The sequence below is a fragment of the Uruburuella testudinis genome (assembly GCF_022870865.1).
Lineage (GTDB): Bacteria > Pseudomonadota > Gammaproteobacteria > Burkholderiales > Neisseriaceae > Neisseria > Neisseria testudinis.
This window is the reverse complement of the sequence record NZ_CP091508.1, coordinates 2,258,540-2,272,899: the sequence shown is the minus strand read 5'-3', so window position 1 is coordinate 2,272,899 and position 14,360 is coordinate 2,258,540. Positions and strand designations below refer to the sequence as shown.

The window sequence follows — 14,360 nt, the reverse complement described above, 5'->3', positions numbered from 1 at the left end:
GTAATGTTTAATCATTCATTAAGAGGCCGTCTGAAACGCTGTATGTGGTTTCAGACGGCCTTAACTCAATCTAGGCATTGCCTGTAAAATAGGCATTATACCCATTCACAAAAACAACCTGACGGCATGAGTAAGTGCAGGTCGGAGATTTATATCCGGTAAATGATTTGATATTCTTGTGATTTCAAATGATTTTAGCCGCCTGAAAAGTGTCGGATTCAAGAATCTGACCTACAGGGTGTAGGGCGTGGGTTTTGCTCACGAATACCTTGTGCATGCAAAGGCCGTCTGAAAGAAAATGTTTTCAGACGGCCTTGTTTTCAGAATAATACCCATTCACTAAAGCAACCTGACTCCATTAGTCCGCCCGAGCTCAAAGAGGATTGGTTTCGCTAAGGCGCTGAAGCGACAAGCCAACCAGCCCCGTGTGCATGATACGGTCTTCGGCTCGCCACTTTGTCAGCTTGCTTTTATGAATGGGTATTATTTGTTTATCGGGCTTGACAGGTTTATTGCAAGAGGGCGGTGCAAATTTTGCCAAGGCCGGGAAAGTCAGAATTTAATGCACCCCATTATGGTTGCTGCCTTGTTGTGCCGCATCCAGTTGTTGCTGCGCTTCGCTGACGGCTTGTTCTAAAGCGGCAATCCGTTGTTGGTAGCGCACATAATTACGCTCATTGCCATAGCGCACTTTTTTGCCTTCTTCCAGATTTTTTCGAGCCTGTTCAAGTTGTTGCCGGGCGGCGGCAATATCGCTGCCGGCAGAGGGGGGCGGAAGGTCGGGTGCGGCGGTGGCGGCTGGGGCGGTGTATGCCGGTGCGGAGGTATACACGCTCGGCGTGCCCAGTTTGCTGGCGCGGCAGTTGCCGTCAGGGTTTTGAGTGTAGGTGCGGCGGCCGTTGCTGTCGGTGCATTCATACACTGTTGCTGAAAAAACCGGCAGGCTGGCGCTGAGCAGCAGAATGGTGATCAAGGCTTTCATGATTTTTCCTTCATTTGATTGCATAACAGTAATGAGAGGGTTTCTTGATTGTTTGATTTACGGGTATATTTTGTGCTTGAAAACGCAGCTGCTACGTTAAAAACCTGACGAAGCGGCTTGATTTTGCTGCATTTTTTGTCTGGCATCTGCATTTTCAGACGCAAAAATCCCCTTATAAACGACACATCAGAACACCCTAGCGCAGCCACAGCCACCAAACCGTCAATAAAATTAAAGCAGTAATGATGTTGCCGGCCAATACGGCTTTCCACTGCCGTTTAACCGTGTGCCCTTGCACAGGCCTTTTGCCCTGCCTGATATAGAAAAAAGGGCTGAGCAAAATGGAAAGCGCAGAAATCAAAATCACAGCAGTATAATAAATTTTTTCAGTTTCCAATATTAGTTCCTTTGGGTGTCCTGATAATTCGATTTATGGGAGCTTTTTGCTCCTGAAAAACGCATCTGCTGCGTTAAAAAGCCTCGCAAGATACCCAATCTTGCTGCGTTTTTTGCCTGGCATCTGCATTTTCAGGAACAAAAATCCCCTCATAAACAAATTGTCCGGACACCCTAGCTTTCAGACGGCCTCTCAATAAGATGTTAATACATTGTTGGCTGCTTGATATAGCGCAAATATTGTTGCGGGATACAGGCGTATATTATCCGTAATAAAGTTTCATATCCATTCGAAACATAGATGGCGTTTTGTGAAATTTTTAACGTAGCAGATGCGTTTTCAGGAACAAAATATTCGTCAATCGAATGGTCAGGAAGTTCTCACACATCTTCAAAATCTGAAAGGAAATAAAATGGCTGCTGTTAAATCAATTACCTCTCCGATGAAATTCTTAATCCAAGCGGGGTTACTCAGCGATTTGGGCAAACACCTCAAGCAATACGGCAAGGCCGGCCTGATTATTTGCGACCCGTTTATCGCCGAAAAAGCTCAAGCCGACGCCCGTGAGAGTTTGGCTGAAAACGAAGTTAAGGCTGTGTTTACCGTGTTTGGCGGCGAATCTTCTGATGAAGAAATCAACCGCCAGCAAGCCGAATATGATAAAGGCGGCTGCCAGTTTGTGGTCGGCATTGGCGGCGGTAAAACGCTCGATACCGCCAAAGCCGTAGCTTACTACAAAAATGCGCCGGTGGTGATTTTCCCCACCCTGGCTTCCACCGATGCGCCGTGTACCGCCCTGACCGTGGTCTACAATGCCGACGGTTCGTTTAACCGTTATCTGTTTCTGCCCAACAACCCCAATGCCGTATTGGCCGATACCAAGCTTTTGGCTGCCGAACCGGCACGTTTCTTTGCTGCCGGCGTGGGCGACGGTTTGGCCACCTATTTTGAGGCACGCACCTGCTACCAAACCAACGGCATCAATCTGGTGCTGATGCAGCCCAGCCTGGCCGGTTTGGGCATTGCCAAAATGTGTTATGAAACCATCCGCGATTACGCCCCGCAAGCAATGAGCGCGGTGGCAGCCAAAGCCGTCACGCCTGCGCTGGAACGCACCATTGAAGCCACCATCTATATGAGCGGTGTCGGTGCCGAATCGGGCGGTTTGGCGGCGGCACACGCTATTCATAACGGCATGACCGCCGTTCACGATTTGCACGGAGCCATGCACGGCGAAAAAGTAGCGTTCGGCTTGGTTACACAGCTGGTGATGGAAGGCGTGCCGTCGGAAGAGTTGGAAGAAGTGATCGGCATCATCAAAGCCGTGGGCTTGCCGCTCACGCTGGCCGATTTGGGTTTGAAAGAATTCAAAGAAGCAGAATGGCGCCAAGTGGCCGAACTTTCCTGCGCAGAAGGCGAAACCATCCACAACGAGCCGTTTAAAGTAACGCCGGATATGGTTTACGATGCCATTGTGGCGGCCGACAAACTATTGCAGCAATATCAAGATTAAATTCAGTATTTGAATCCGTCAGAGGCCGTCTGAACACGTGAACTGCCCCCCAAAATATTGGACATTTTCAAACCGCTGAATCAATCACGCTTCAAGCGGCGGTTGCAAACTGAGTTCTGTATGCCACAGGGCTCAGTTTTTTCAAATTCAAACTCAATCGCTCATAGTTGTAGTAGCGGATATAGTCATGTATTTCCGCCTCCAATTCCTCTATCGAAGCAAAAGTCCGGTTGTAGAAACATTCCGTCTTCAATATTGCGAAAAAACTCTCCATCGGCGCATTATCCCAGCAATTGCCTTTGCGCGACATGCTTTGGGTGATGCCTGCCTCTGCCAATTGCTCACGATACGCATGGCAACGATACAATACGCCCTGGTCGGAGTGCAGCATCGGTTTGCGTGCGCCCAGCTGCGCTACTGCCTGTGACAGCATGGTCGTTACCATTTCGCTGTTCGGGCGGCGCGACAGGTGATAGCTGCGGATTTCGCGGTTATACAAATCGAGTATCGGCGACAGATACAGCTTTTGACCGTCGCATTTGAATTCGGTGACATCGGTCAGCCATTTCTCGTCGGGTGTGTTGGCGTTAAAGTTGCGCTTCAACAGATTCTCGGATGTTTCGCCCATCGCCGGCGGGTGGTATTTTCGCTTGGCTCTGACGATGGCTTTCAAATTCATTTTTTTCATCAGCCGCGCTGCTTTCTTGGTGTTCCATGACAGTGCGGCGGCAATGCGCCTTTGTCCGTAACAGCCTTTGTGCTGCTGGTAAACGGCGTATACTGCTTCCATATCTGCCTGATCTTTGTCGGGCTTTTGGTTGCTTTTTCTGCTGAAGTAGAAGCTGCTGTGTGACAGTTCGGCAGATTCGCAAAGATATTTCAGCGGGTGTTCTGTTTTTAATGCTTCGATGATGCGGGCTTTTTCTCGGTTGGGTTTGCGCTCTTCATCAGCGCATCGAGCTTTTTTAGATAGGCGTTCTCCGCTCTGAGGTAGGCGACTTCTTCTAATAGCTCTGCCTGTGTTTTTTCGGCATCGGGTTTGTCGGTAATAAAGGGGTTTTTGCGTTGTTTGGACATGGTGCTTTGAGGGTGCTCCAGCGCGTGGATGCCTGCTCGCTCGTAGGCGGCAATCCATCGGCGTAAGTGGGTTCGGGATATTTGAAGCTCGTCTGCGGTGCGTTGTTGGCTTCTGAGTGCATAATAACGCATCACGGCCTGATGTTTGAAGTGTAGGCTGTATTTGGACATAAGAAAACTGTACCTTTCATGGGTTGGTGGGGGTGTCCAACTTTTGGGGTACAGTTCATATGTTCAGACGGCCTCTGACTGTTTGATAACAGCCTGTTTATTTCCCAAATAAGCTGATAAGGCGGCGATCCGAAGACAGTACACACGTAAGGCGAGCCAACGCTGTTAGGTTATTTTTGTGAATGGGTATGGGCGTTTTGCACAATAAAGATTGCCCGGTATACACCGAGATGTTGGCGAGGCAGCTGAAGTGGACGCAGAAACAGGCCGTCTGAAAATGATGATGACGGAATACGCGATGAAGCAAACCTGCGGTTTGCCGCCCTCTCCCCAACCCTCCCCCGCTGGGGAGGGAGCCAGGTTGCTGAAGCGGTAAGGTTGGCGGGAAAATAACGCCGGCCAAAATGCGCAACGGCAAAAACACACAACGGTAAAAAAACGCGTAACGGCAAACACAACAGTAACCGAATTCCCTCTCCCGTGGGAGAGGGTTAGGGAGAGGGCACAAGCCGCAAGGCTTGAATAATGGTCAGGCCGTCTGAAAATGATGATGGCGGAAGGCGGAATGATGCAAACCTGCGGTTTGCCGCCCTCTCCCCAACCCTCCCCCACAGGGGAGGGAGTCAAGTGGCTGAAGCGGTAAGATTGACGGAAAAACAAACGCCAGGAAAAATGCACAATGGCAAAAACACACGACGGCAAAAAACGCGTAACGGCAAACACAACAGCAACCGAATTCCCTCTCCCGTGGGAGAGGGGTAGGGAGAGGGCACAAGCCGTAAGGCTTGCATAACGGTCAGGCCGTCTGAAAATGATGATGACAGAATACGCGATGAAGCAAACCTGCGGTTTGCCGCCCTCTCCCCAACCCTCCCCCACAGGGGAGGGAGCCAGGTTGCTGAAGCGGTAAGATTGGCGGAAAAACAAACGCCAGGAAAAATGCACAATGGCAAAAACACACGACGGCAAAAAACGCGTAACGGCAAACACAACAGTAACCGAATTCCCTCTCCCGTGGGAGAGGGTTAGGGCGAGGGCACAAGCCGTAAGGCTTGAATAATGGTCAGGCCGTCTGAAAATGATGATGACAGAATACGCGATGAAGCAAACCTGCGGTTTGCCGCCCTCTCCCCAACCCTCCCCCACAGGGGAGGGAGCCAGGTTGCTGAAGCGGTAAGATTGGCGGAAAAACAAACGCCGCCTCGAACACCGCAACGGTAAAAACACGCAACGGTAAAAACACGCAACGGTAAAAACACGCAACGGTAAAAAACGCGCAACGGCAAAAACAACAGTAACCGAGTTCCCTCTCCCGTGGGAGAGGGTTAGGGAGAGTGGCACAAGCCGCAAGGCTTGCATAACGGTCAGGCCGTCTGAAATGATGGCGGAATGCACAATAAAGCAAACCTGCGGTTTGCCGCCCTCTCCCCAGCCCTCCCCCACAGGGGAGGGAGTTAGGTGGCTGAAGCAGTAAAAGATTGGCGGGAAAACAAACGCCGCCCCGAACACCGCAACGGTAAAAACACGCAACGGTAAAAAACGCGTAACGGCAAACACAACAGCAACCGAATTCCCTCTCCCGTGGGAGAGGGTTAGGGAGAGGGCACAAGCCGTAAGGCTTGCATAACGGTCAGGCCGTCTGAAAATGATGATAGCGCGATGAAGCAAACCTGCGGTTTGCCGCCCTCTCCCCAGCCCTCCCCCACAGGGGAGGGAGCTAGGTTGCTGAAGCGGTAAGATTGGTGGGAAAAACAAACGCCGGTCAAAACGTGCAGTAGCAAAAATAAACACAGGCCGTCTGAAATCTTTCAGACGGCCTGTGTTTATTTTTGCCGTTTACAGCCGTGTAACGCTCAATACGCCTTTGACTTCGGCCAAGCCGGCCAAAACGCGCGGCAGGTCGTTAACCTGTCTGACTTCCAGCGTAAAGCGCATGCTGGCTTCCAAATCGCGCGATTGGGTTTGCACGGCGGTAACGTTGAGCTTGTTGCGGGCCAGCGCGTCGGAGACATCGCGCAGCAGGCCGCTGCGGTCTTGGGCGCGGATTTCGATATCCACGGCAAACACTTGGCCTTCTTGCAGGCCTGCCCAGGCGGCGGGCAGCACTTTGTCGGGCGATTGCTCGGCCAGGTGGCGGAATGAAGGGCAGTTTTGACGGTGCACCGAAATGCCGCGCTCGCGGGTAACAAAGCCGATGATGTCGTCGGGCGGGGCGGGTTTGCAGCATCTGGCCAGGGTGGTAAAGAGGCCGTCTTCGCCATCGATGAGTACGCCGTTTTTGCCGCCTTTTTTGATTTTCGACTGCTTGACGATGTTGCTTTCGCTCACCGGCTCGGGGGGCGGTTCGTTTAGTGTGCCGCAGGCTTTTTGAATGGCGCGCGGTGAGATTTCGCCTTGGCCGACGGCGGTGTAGAGCTCGTCGATTTTTTTGTAGCCGAGTTTTTCGGCCAAGTCTTGCAGATTGGGCTTGGGCGAGATTTTGGCGATTTGTTTTTCAAACTGGCTGCGGCCGTTTTCGCGCACGGCATCGGCATTTTGCTGGCGGATAAAGGCGCGGATTTTGCTGATGGCTTTGTTGCTTTTTACCCAGCCTTCGTAGAGCCAGTTGACGGAGGGCGAGCCTTCTTTGGCAGTGATGATTTCCACGCGCTGGCCGTTTTCGAGCGGGGTGGAAAGCGGCACAATCTGGCCTTCTACTTTGGCGCCGCGGCAGCGGTCGCCGATGCTGCTGTGCAGGGCGTAGGCAAAGTCGATGGGGGTGGCGCCGATGGGCAGCGACAATACTTTGCCGTGGGGTGTGAGCACGTAAATGGTGTCGTTAAATAATTCGGTGCGAAAGGCGCCGGCGAGGTCTTCTTTGTCGCTGTCGGCCATGTTTTCGCGCCAGTCGAGCAGTTGCCGCAGCCAGGCGATTTTCTGCTCGTAGGCGCTGTCGCCTTTGCCGCCTTCTTTGTAGCGCCAGTGGGCGGCCACGCCGAATTCGTTGAATTGGTGCATGTCGAAGGTGCGGATTTGCACTTCTACGCCTTTGTCTTCGGGGCCGACCACGACGGTGTGCAGGCTTTTATAGCCGTTGCCTTTGGGTTGGGCGATGTAGTCGTCGAATTCGCCGGGAATCGGCTGCCACAGGCTGTGTACCAGCCCCAATGTGGTGTAGCACTCGGGAATGGTGTCGACCAGAATGCGCACGGCGCGGATGTCGTAAAGCCCTTGGAAATCGAGCTTTTTTTTGACCATTTTTTTATAAATGGAATAGATGTGTTTGGGGCGGCCGGCCACATCGTAGTGGATGCCGTATTTGTCTAGCTCGGTGCGCAGGTTTTGCAGAAAGTTTTCGATGTATTCGAGCCGCTCGGTGCGTTTTTCATCGAGCAGGCGGGCGATTTTTTTGTATTCTTCGGGGTTTTGGTGGCGGAAGCCCAAATCTTCGAGCTGCCATTTGAGCTGCCATACACCGAGGCGGTTGGCCAGCGGGGCGAAAATATCCAGCGTTTCTTTGGCCAGCGTGCGTTTTTCGGGGCTGTCGGGCTGGGTGCCGACAAATTGCATGGTGCGGGTGCGCAGGGCGAGTTTGATTAAGACCACGCGGATGTCGCTTACCATCGCCAGCAGCATTTTGCGCATGGTTTCGGCTTGTTCGGCGCGCTCTTCGGGGGTGGCGAGGTTGTCGACTTTGGCAAAATGGGTGAGCTTTTGCACTTCGTCGATGCCTTTGACCAGTGAGGCAACGGTGGCGTTGCATTGGCTGCCGACCTGCTCCTGCCAGTTGCTGCAATAGCTTGAAATATCGGTCAGCAGCGTGGCGGCGATGGCATCGGGCAGCAAATCCATTTCGGCCACCATTTCGGCGGCGCCCATCAGGTTGCCCAACAGCGGTTCGCCGCTGGGGGTAACGGCATCGGCGGGGTAGTAGGCTTCGGCCAGCATCAGCGCGTTACGCAGCAGTTTGGCATCTTTTTCAGGCAGCCGGCCGCTGTAGCGGTCAAACCATTGGCGGTAGTTTTCCAGATTGGGGGCGATGCTGCTGGGCGCTTGTCTAATGCTGGCCATAATTGCGGTTTCCGATAAGGCTGATGGACAGAGGCTATTGTAGCAAATTTGCACCGGCGGTTTGATAACTTTTACTGCTTTACTGATAACGGTTTGATTGGCGCGCGGGATTGTTTCAGACGGCCTAAAGTGCTAAGGTAGTCGCACTTAATTGTGAGGAAAAGCCATGAAGCTTTATATTTATGACCATTGCCCGTTTTGCGTGCGTGCGCGCATGATTTTCGGCCTGCGTGATGTCGCGGTGGAAGAGGTGGTGTTGCTCAATGATGATGAGGCAACCCCCATCGGCCTGATCGGGGCAAAACAGGTGCCGATTTTGCAAAAGCCCGACGGCTCGCATATGGGTGAGAGCTTGGATATTGTGCGCTTTATTGATGAATATGCCGGTAAAGGCCGTCTGAAAGCAGAAATCCGCCCGCAAGTGCAGGCGTGGTTTGACCAAATCAGCGAGTATTACAACAAGCTTGTGCAGCCGCGCGATGTGATGCTCGGTTTGCCTGAATTTGCCACGCAAAGTGCGATTGATTATTTTGTGGGCAAAAAAGAAAAAACCATCGGCAATTTTCAAACCAATTTGAGCAAAACCGGGCAATATCTCAAACGTGCGGCTGCCGGGCTGGCCGAGCTGGAAACGCTGGTGTGTTCGCCCGATGCTTTAAGCGCAGAATTGGGGATGGAAGATATTATCGTGTTTCCGGTGTTGCGCAATCTGACGATGGTGCGCGGTTTGGAAATGCCGCCCAAAGTATTGGCATACGTGCAAAAAATGAGTGAGCAAAGTAAGGTGCCGCTGTATTTCGACCGGGCGCTGTAAGCAGCATCGGAAAAGTGCCAAAGGCCGTCTGAAAGGTTTCAGACGGCCTTTGGTATCAACCGCGATGCTTAAAACAAGGCCGGTTGCGGTTGGTTGAGATAATCGTGTAACGGCTTGGGCAGGCCGTAATCTGCCCAATGCTGCGGCATAACCCACAGGCCGTCTGAACCGTTTTCAGACGGCCTGTGGGTTTTTGCTGCCAACGGGGTAATCAGCAGCAAACGGTGGGTGAGGCGGTGGGTGAGGGCGGCGCTTTCGGCAAGGTTGTCTGCAACCATGCCGTAACGTGCGGCAAAATCATATAAATCTTGCAGTTTTTCAAAACACGGCACGCAATACAGCCCGCCCCAAATACCGTGCTGCGGGCGTTTTTGCAGCAGCAGCGCGCCCTCGGCATTGCGCAGCAGCAGCCAATAGAGCGGCAGCGTTTTCACTTCGACGGCGGCTTTTTTGCGCGGCAGCACGGCGGTGCGGTTTTGTGCTTTAGCCTGGCAGATTTCCGCCATCGGGCATTTGCCGCACAAGGGCTTGCTGCGTTTGCACACGGTGGCGCCCAAATCCATCAGCCCCTGCGTATAGGCGGGCATGTTTTCCTGTTCAGACGGCAACAGGCTTTCGGCCAACGCCCATAATTGGTTTTCAAATTTTTTGTCGGCCGGGTTGCCGTCGCGGGCGAACACGCGGCAGAGCACACGCTTAACATTGCCGTCGAGAATGGCTTCGCGCTGATGAAAGGCAAAGGCGGCAATCGCGGCGGCGGTGCTGCGACCCACACCGCAAAGCGTTTCCAATTCGCGGCGGCTTGAGGGAAACACACCGCCGAATCCGCTAACCACCTGCTGCGCGGCTTTATGCAGATTACGGGCGCGGCTGTAATAGCCCAAGCCCTGCCACAGGCTTAAAACCTCGTCTTGCGGCGCGGCCGCCAATGCCTGCACGGTGGGAAAGCGGGTGGTGAAGCGCGGATAATAATCCAGCACTGTGGCCACTTGCGTTTGCTGCAACATGATTTCCGACAGCCACACCAGATAAGGTTCGCGCACCTGCCAGGGCAGATGGTGGCGGCCGTGGCGGTGTTGCCAGGCAATCAGGCGGGCGGAAAAATCAGTGTGGGGCATGGCGGTGTGTCGGTGCAAAAGAGCGTATTTTAGCCCCAAACCGGTATTTGTGGCAGCAAAGGCATGCCGGCCATTTATAAATCATCTTTTTATAAATCATCTTTGTTAATACCAAAAACGCATCGGCTGCGTGCAAAACCTCGCAAAATGCCCTGCCGATTTTGCGGTATGTTTGCCCGGCATCTGTATTTTCAGAAACAACAATCCTTTTTCATACCCATTGGCAGTTGCATCAAGGCCGTCTGAAAAACAGCCGTTCAGGCGGCCGCAAAGTTTGTGTGATATGTTATAACAAATTGAAATAGAAAAGTAATTTGACTTTGGCGGCCGGCGCACCCTACACTGTGTCAGCAGGAAAAAACACAACAAATAAAAGGTTCAGAATTAGAGAAAGGAAACAACAATGAAAGCCATGGTTTATCACGCAGCCAACGATATCCGCCTGGAAGACAAACCCAAGCCGCAAATCACCGAGCCGACCGATGCGGTGGTGAAAATCGTTAAAACCACCATCTGCGGTACCGATTTGGGTATTTGGAAAGGCAAAAATCCCGAAGTGGCCGACGGCCGCATTCTCGGCCACGAAGGCGTGGGCATCGTTGAAGAAGTGGGCGATGCGGTTAAAAACATCAAAGTGGGAGACAAGGTTATTATCTCTTGCGTAAGTAAATGCTGCTCATGCGACAACTGCAAAAAACAGCTTTATTCACACTGCCGCAACGGCGGTTGGATTCTCGGCTATATGATAGACGGCACGCAGGCCGAGTATGTGCGCACGCCGTTTGCAGACAACAGCCTGATTCCGCTGCCGGAAAATGTCAACGATGAAATCGCATTGCTGTTGAGCGACGTGTTGCCCACCGGCCATGAAATCGGCGTGCAATATGGCGATGTGAAACCGGGCGACACCGTGTTTATCGCCGGCGCCGGCCCCGTGGGCATGGGCGTGTTGCTGACCGCGCAATTTTACAGCCCGGCGGCCATCATCGTGTGCGATATGGATGAAAACCGCTTGAAAATGGCCAAAGAGCTGGGGGCCACCCACACCATCAATCCGAGCAACGGCGATGTGGCGGCCAAAGTGCACGAAATTGCGGGCGAAGACGGCGTTGACTGCGCCATCGAAGCCGTGGGCGTTCCGGCCACGTGGGCCATGTGTCAGGACATCGTCAAGCCCGGCGGCCATATTGCGGTAGTGGGGGTGCACGGCAAACCGGTTGATTTCAACTTGGAGCGTTTGTGGATTAAAAACCTCGCCATCTCCACCGGCCTGGTGAATTCCAACACCACCGAGATGCTGTTGAAAGCCATTTCCACCAGTTCGGTCGATTTTACCAAAATGCTGACCCACCGCTTCAAACTGAGCGAGCTGGACGAAGCTTACGAGGTGTTCAAACATGCAGCCGAAAACGGCGCCATGAAAGTAGTGCTGGTCAACGAATAACCTGATGATTTTGCGATGCGAAAGGCCGTCTGAAAACTGCGAAGTATGGTTTCAGACGGCCTTGTTTTACTGGAATTGCCGGTAACGGTTGGCAACGCAACCGTAGCGTGGGCTCTTGGCCCGCTTGTGATTCCAAATGATTTTAGCCGCCTGAAAAATGTCGGATTCAAGAATCCGCCCTATAGGTGTATCGCGTGGGTGCTGCGTACAAAAAAACTGTGTGTCAAGGCCGTCTGAAATGTTTCAGACGGCCTTTCGGGTGTCGGCAGATTATGATATTCAAGCCGCTGCAGTAAACGACACATCAAGACACCTTAGGATAGCCTGATGTGTCATATATCATCATATTTTTGGCGCTAAACGCACATCGGCTGCGTTAAAAAGCCTTGCAAGATGCCCAATCTTGCTGCGTTTTTTGCCTTTGCATCTGCATTTCCAGAAATAAAAATTCCCTCATAAACGACACATTAGGACACCCTAGGCTGCCGGCGCGGTTTTTATTGGTTTGCTGCCCCCCGATTTTCCTGCGCCCGCTCAATCATTGCCTCGCGCAGCGCATCCAAGCCCAGGTTGGCGGTAACGGAAATGTTGACCGCCACCGCTTTGCCCTGCGCATTGCGCAAAATGCCGGCTTGACGGGGGGCTTCCGAAGGCAGGTCGATTTTGTTGTAAACAATCAGTTGCGGCACGTCATGCGCGCCGATTTCTTCGAGCACGGTGTCGACATCATCCATCTGCCGCTCGAAATCGGGGTGGCTGCTGTCGACCACATGCAGCAGCACGTCGGCCAGTGCAGTTTCTTCCAGCGTGGCTGAAAACGCCGATACCAGCTTGTGCGGCAAATCGCGCACAAAGCCCACGGTGTCGGTGAGAATCACGCTGGTTTCGTGATTCAGATACAGGCGGCGGGCGGTGGTGTCGAGGGTGGCGAATAATTGGTCTTTTGCGACTACCTCGGCTTTGGTGAGGCGGTTAAACAGGCTGGATTTGCCGGCATTGGTGTAGCCCACCAGCGCAAAGGTCTGCATGCTGCCGCTCATGCGCGATTTGCGGCGGGTGGCTCGCTGCTTCTGCACCTGTTGCAATTGGCGCTTGAGGGCGGTGATTTTTACATTAATCAGGCGGCGGTCGGTTTCGAGCTGGGTTTCGCCCGGCCCTTTGAGGCCGATGCCGCCTTTTTGGCTTTGCAGATGGCCGTAACCGCGCACCAGCCGGCCGCTCAAGTGGGTGAGTTGTGCCAATTCTACTTGCAGCCTGCCTTCTTGTGATTGGGCGCGTTGGGCGAAAATGGCCAAAATCAGCCCCACGCGATCGAGCACGCGGCATTGCAGCGCTTTTTCGAGATTGCGCTCCTGTGTGGGGGTGAGCTCGTGGTTGAATACCGCCAGCTCGATGTTGTGTTGCGCCACGGCGGCGGCCAGCTCTTCGGCCTTGCCGGTGCCGACAAACAGCGCTGCGTGTGCTTTGTCGCGTTTGGCGGTTTCGATGTGTACCAATTCGCCGCCGGTGGCGCGTACCAGATCGGCGGCTTCGTCTTGCGCGGCCTGAAAGGCGCGTTCGCGCGTTTCGTTGGCTCCGGCGTAGTCGGCGCTCAACATCACGCTCACAAGCATCACCCGTTCGGGTTGTTCCAATGATTTGTCGATGTGGAATAAAGTGGTTTTACGGCTCAAGGGGTTTCCTTTGGCAACGGCAGGTTTTCAGACGGCCCGGTTGGGTATTCGGCGGGATGCAGTGTTTGCAGGTGGTTATACCTGCTTTGTCTGTAAGCAAAAACGGTTTTCAGGCCGTCTGAAAACCGTTTTTATCAGGATTATGGCTTGCCGTGTTGTCGTTTCACGGCTTTTTTTACTTTGGCGGCAGACTCGGCCACTATCTGCTCTTCGCTCTGCTCTTCGTTTTGCAAGGGCGGATGTTCGCCGACCGGCTCGGCGGTGGGGCTGTCGATGGTTTCGGGCGCCGCCGTATCGGCCGCAGGTTTTATCGGCTCGGCCGTTTCGGTTTGCGTTTCGGGCAGATTGGTATATTCGCCTACCGCTTCGGCGGTGGGGGCGGCAATCGGCGCGGCGTTTTGCTGTTCGGGCGGATGCTCGGCAGCGGGCGCTTCGGGCACGGCGGCGGCGAGCGGCAGGCGGGCGAGTATGGTGCTGCTGGCGCTGACTTTGTCGCCGATGGCGACTTGCGCCTGCGCATCAACGGGCAGGTAAACGTCTACACGCGAACCGAAGCGGATAAAGCCGTAGCGTTCGCCGCGCACCAGCGGGTCGCCGACACGGGTGTAGCAGAGAATGCGGCGCGCCACCAGGCCGGCCACTTGCACGAAAGTGATTTCGCGGCCGCTGCGGGTGGTGGCCAGCACAGCGTTGCGTTCGTTTTCGGTGCTGGCTTTGTCGAGCGCGGCGTTGACGAATTTGCCGGCGTTGTATTCTACGGCGGTAACGGTGCCGTCAATCGGCGAGCGTTGCGAATGCACGTTGAAAACGTTCATAAACACGCTGATTTTGAGCGCTTCGGTATTGCGGTAAGGATCTCGGGCTTTTTCCACCACCACGATGCGGCCGTCGGCCGGGCACAATACGGCATCGGCATCTTGCGGAATCGGGCGCGAAGGGTCGCGGAAAAATTGCAGGGCAAATGCGGTGAATACCCAAAACGGCAGCGACCACCAGCCGGCGCAGGCGCTGACAATCAGGCTCAGCAGCAAGCCGGCGATGATGAAAGGCCAGCCTTCGCGGGCGATAATCGGGTGCGGGTAAAAACGGGGCATAGGCATCTGGCTGTCCTTACGGTATGT

At 53.7% G+C, this 14,360-nt stretch carries 11 protein-coding genes and 1 pseudogene; 3 read left to right on the top strand and 9 right to left on the bottom strand.

Annotation, left to right across the window (positions count from 1 at the left end):
* Positions 1–559: 559 nt before the first annotated feature.
* On the bottom strand, positions 560–982 hold the full coding sequence (locus tag LVJ83_RS10445; protein ID WP_342345072.1) for a DUF4124 domain-containing protein: 423 nt from the start codon (positions 980–982) through the stop codon (positions 560–562).
* Positions 979–1,254 carry a hypothetical protein gene (locus LVJ83_RS10440; protein ID WP_244784457.1) on the bottom strand — a complete coding sequence of 92 codons (276 nt, stop codon included), beginning with the start codon at positions 1,252–1,254 and terminating at the stop codon, positions 979–981. Before LVJ83_RS10440 ends, LVJ83_RS10445 begins: the two co-directional genes overlap by 4 nt.
* Positions 1,255–1,791: 537 nt before the next feature.
* Here LVJ83_RS10440 and LVJ83_RS10435 point away from each other — a divergent pair.
* Positions 1,792–2,892 (top strand): glycerol dehydrogenase, encoded by a 1,101-nt coding sequence (locus LVJ83_RS10435; RefSeq protein ID WP_244784455.1) that lies wholly within the window; start codon positions 1,792–1,794, stop codon positions 2,890–2,892.
* Between the two features lie 91 nt (positions 2,893–2,983).
* Here LVJ83_RS10435 and LVJ83_RS10430 read toward each other — a convergent pair whose 3' ends face one another.
* The 4 genes from LVJ83_RS10430 to LVJ83_RS10415 all read right to left on the bottom strand — a co-directional run bounded on the left by LVJ83_RS10430 (position 2,984) and on the right by LVJ83_RS10415 (position 8,190).
* Positions 2,984–3,805 (bottom strand): IS3 family transposase, encoded by an 822-nt coding sequence (locus LVJ83_RS10430; RefSeq protein ID WP_244787743.1) that lies wholly within the window; start codon positions 3,803–3,805, stop codon positions 2,984–2,986.
* Complete coding sequence (locus LVJ83_RS10425) at positions 3,790–4,140, bottom strand: helix-turn-helix domain-containing protein (protein ID WP_244784454.1); 351 nt, start codon at positions 4,138–4,140, stop codon at positions 3,790–3,792. Before LVJ83_RS10425 ends, LVJ83_RS10430 begins: the two co-directional genes overlap by 16 nt.
* A gap of 165 nt (positions 4,141–4,305) precedes the next feature.
* The gene (locus tag LVJ83_RS10420) at positions 4,306–5,808 is read right to left on the bottom strand and encodes a hypothetical protein (RefSeq protein WP_244784452.1); all 1,503 of its coding nucleotides are present in this window, start codon (positions 5,806–5,808) and stop codon (positions 4,306–4,308) included.
* Positions 5,809–5,976: 168 nt separating this feature from the next.
* Entirely contained in the window at positions 5,977–8,190 is a 2,214-nt protein-coding gene (locus tag LVJ83_RS10415; protein WP_244784450.1) for a RelA/SpoT family protein, read from the bottom strand.
* A 166-nt stretch (positions 8,191–8,356) separates the two neighbouring features.
* On the opposite strand from LVJ83_RS10415, the gene grxB reads away from it, so the two are divergent.
* The gene (grxB, locus tag LVJ83_RS10410; RefSeq protein ID WP_244784448.1) at positions 8,357–9,004 is read left to right on the top strand and encodes a glutaredoxin 2; all 648 of its coding nucleotides are present in this window, start codon (positions 8,357–8,359) and stop codon (positions 9,002–9,004) included.
* A 68-nt stretch (positions 9,005–9,072) separates the two neighbouring features.
* Here the strand turns inward: grxB and mutY are convergent, their stop codons facing one another.
* Positions 9,073–10,122 (bottom strand): A/G-specific adenine glycosylase, encoded by a 1,050-nt coding sequence (mutY, locus tag LVJ83_RS10405; protein ID WP_244784446.1) that lies wholly within the window; start codon positions 10,120–10,122, stop codon positions 9,073–9,075.
* 403 nt (positions 10,123–10,525) lie between these two features.
* Here mutY and LVJ83_RS10400 point away from each other — a divergent pair, with 403 nt between their 5' ends.
* Complete coding sequence (locus LVJ83_RS10400; RefSeq protein WP_244784444.1) at positions 10,526–11,566, top strand: zinc-dependent alcohol dehydrogenase family protein; 1,041 nt, start codon at positions 10,526–10,528, stop codon at positions 11,564–11,566.
* Positions 11,567–12,063: 497 nt separating this feature from the next.
* On the opposite strand, the gene hflX is transcribed toward LVJ83_RS10400, so the two are convergent.
* Entirely contained in the window at positions 12,064–13,179 is a 1,116-nt protein-coding gene (hflX, locus tag LVJ83_RS10395) for a GTPase HflX (protein ID WP_244787741.1), read from the bottom strand.
* 413 nt (positions 13,180–13,592) lie between these two features.
* Positions 13,593–14,333, bottom strand: a pseudogene (locus LVJ83_RS10390) (phosphatidylserine decarboxylase); the annotation flags it as partial.
* Positions 14,334–14,360 lie beyond the last annotated feature (27 nt).

Coding starts and splice junctions, on each gene's coding strand:
- LVJ83_RS10445 (WP_342345072.1), bottom strand. CDS start 982: ATGAAAGCCTTGATCACCATTCTGCTGCTCAGCGCCAGCCTGCCGGTT.
- LVJ83_RS10435 (WP_244784455.1), top strand. CDS start 1,792: ATGGCTGCTGTTAAATCAATTACCTCTCCGATGAAATTCTTAATCCAA.
- LVJ83_RS10425 (WP_244784454.1), bottom strand. CDS start 4,140: ATGTCCAAATACAGCCTACACTTCAAACATCAGGCCGTGATGCGTTAT.
- LVJ83_RS10415 (WP_244784450.1), bottom strand. CDS start 8,190: ATGGCCAGCATTAGACAAGCGCCCAGCAGCATCGCCCCCAATCTGGAA.
- grxB (WP_244784448.1), top strand. CDS start 8,357: ATGAAGCTTTATATTTATGACCATTGCCCGTTTTGCGTGCGTGCGCGC.
- mutY (WP_244784446.1), bottom strand. CDS start 10,122: ATGCCCCACACTGATTTTTCCGCCCGCCTGATTGCCTGGCAACACCGC.
- LVJ83_RS10400 (WP_244784444.1), top strand. CDS start 10,526: ATGAAAGCCATGGTTTATCACGCAGCCAACGATATCCGCCTGGAAGAC.
- hflX (WP_244787741.1), bottom strand. CDS start 13,179: ATGCTTGTGAGCGTGATGTTGAGCGCCGACTACGCCGGAGCCAACGAA.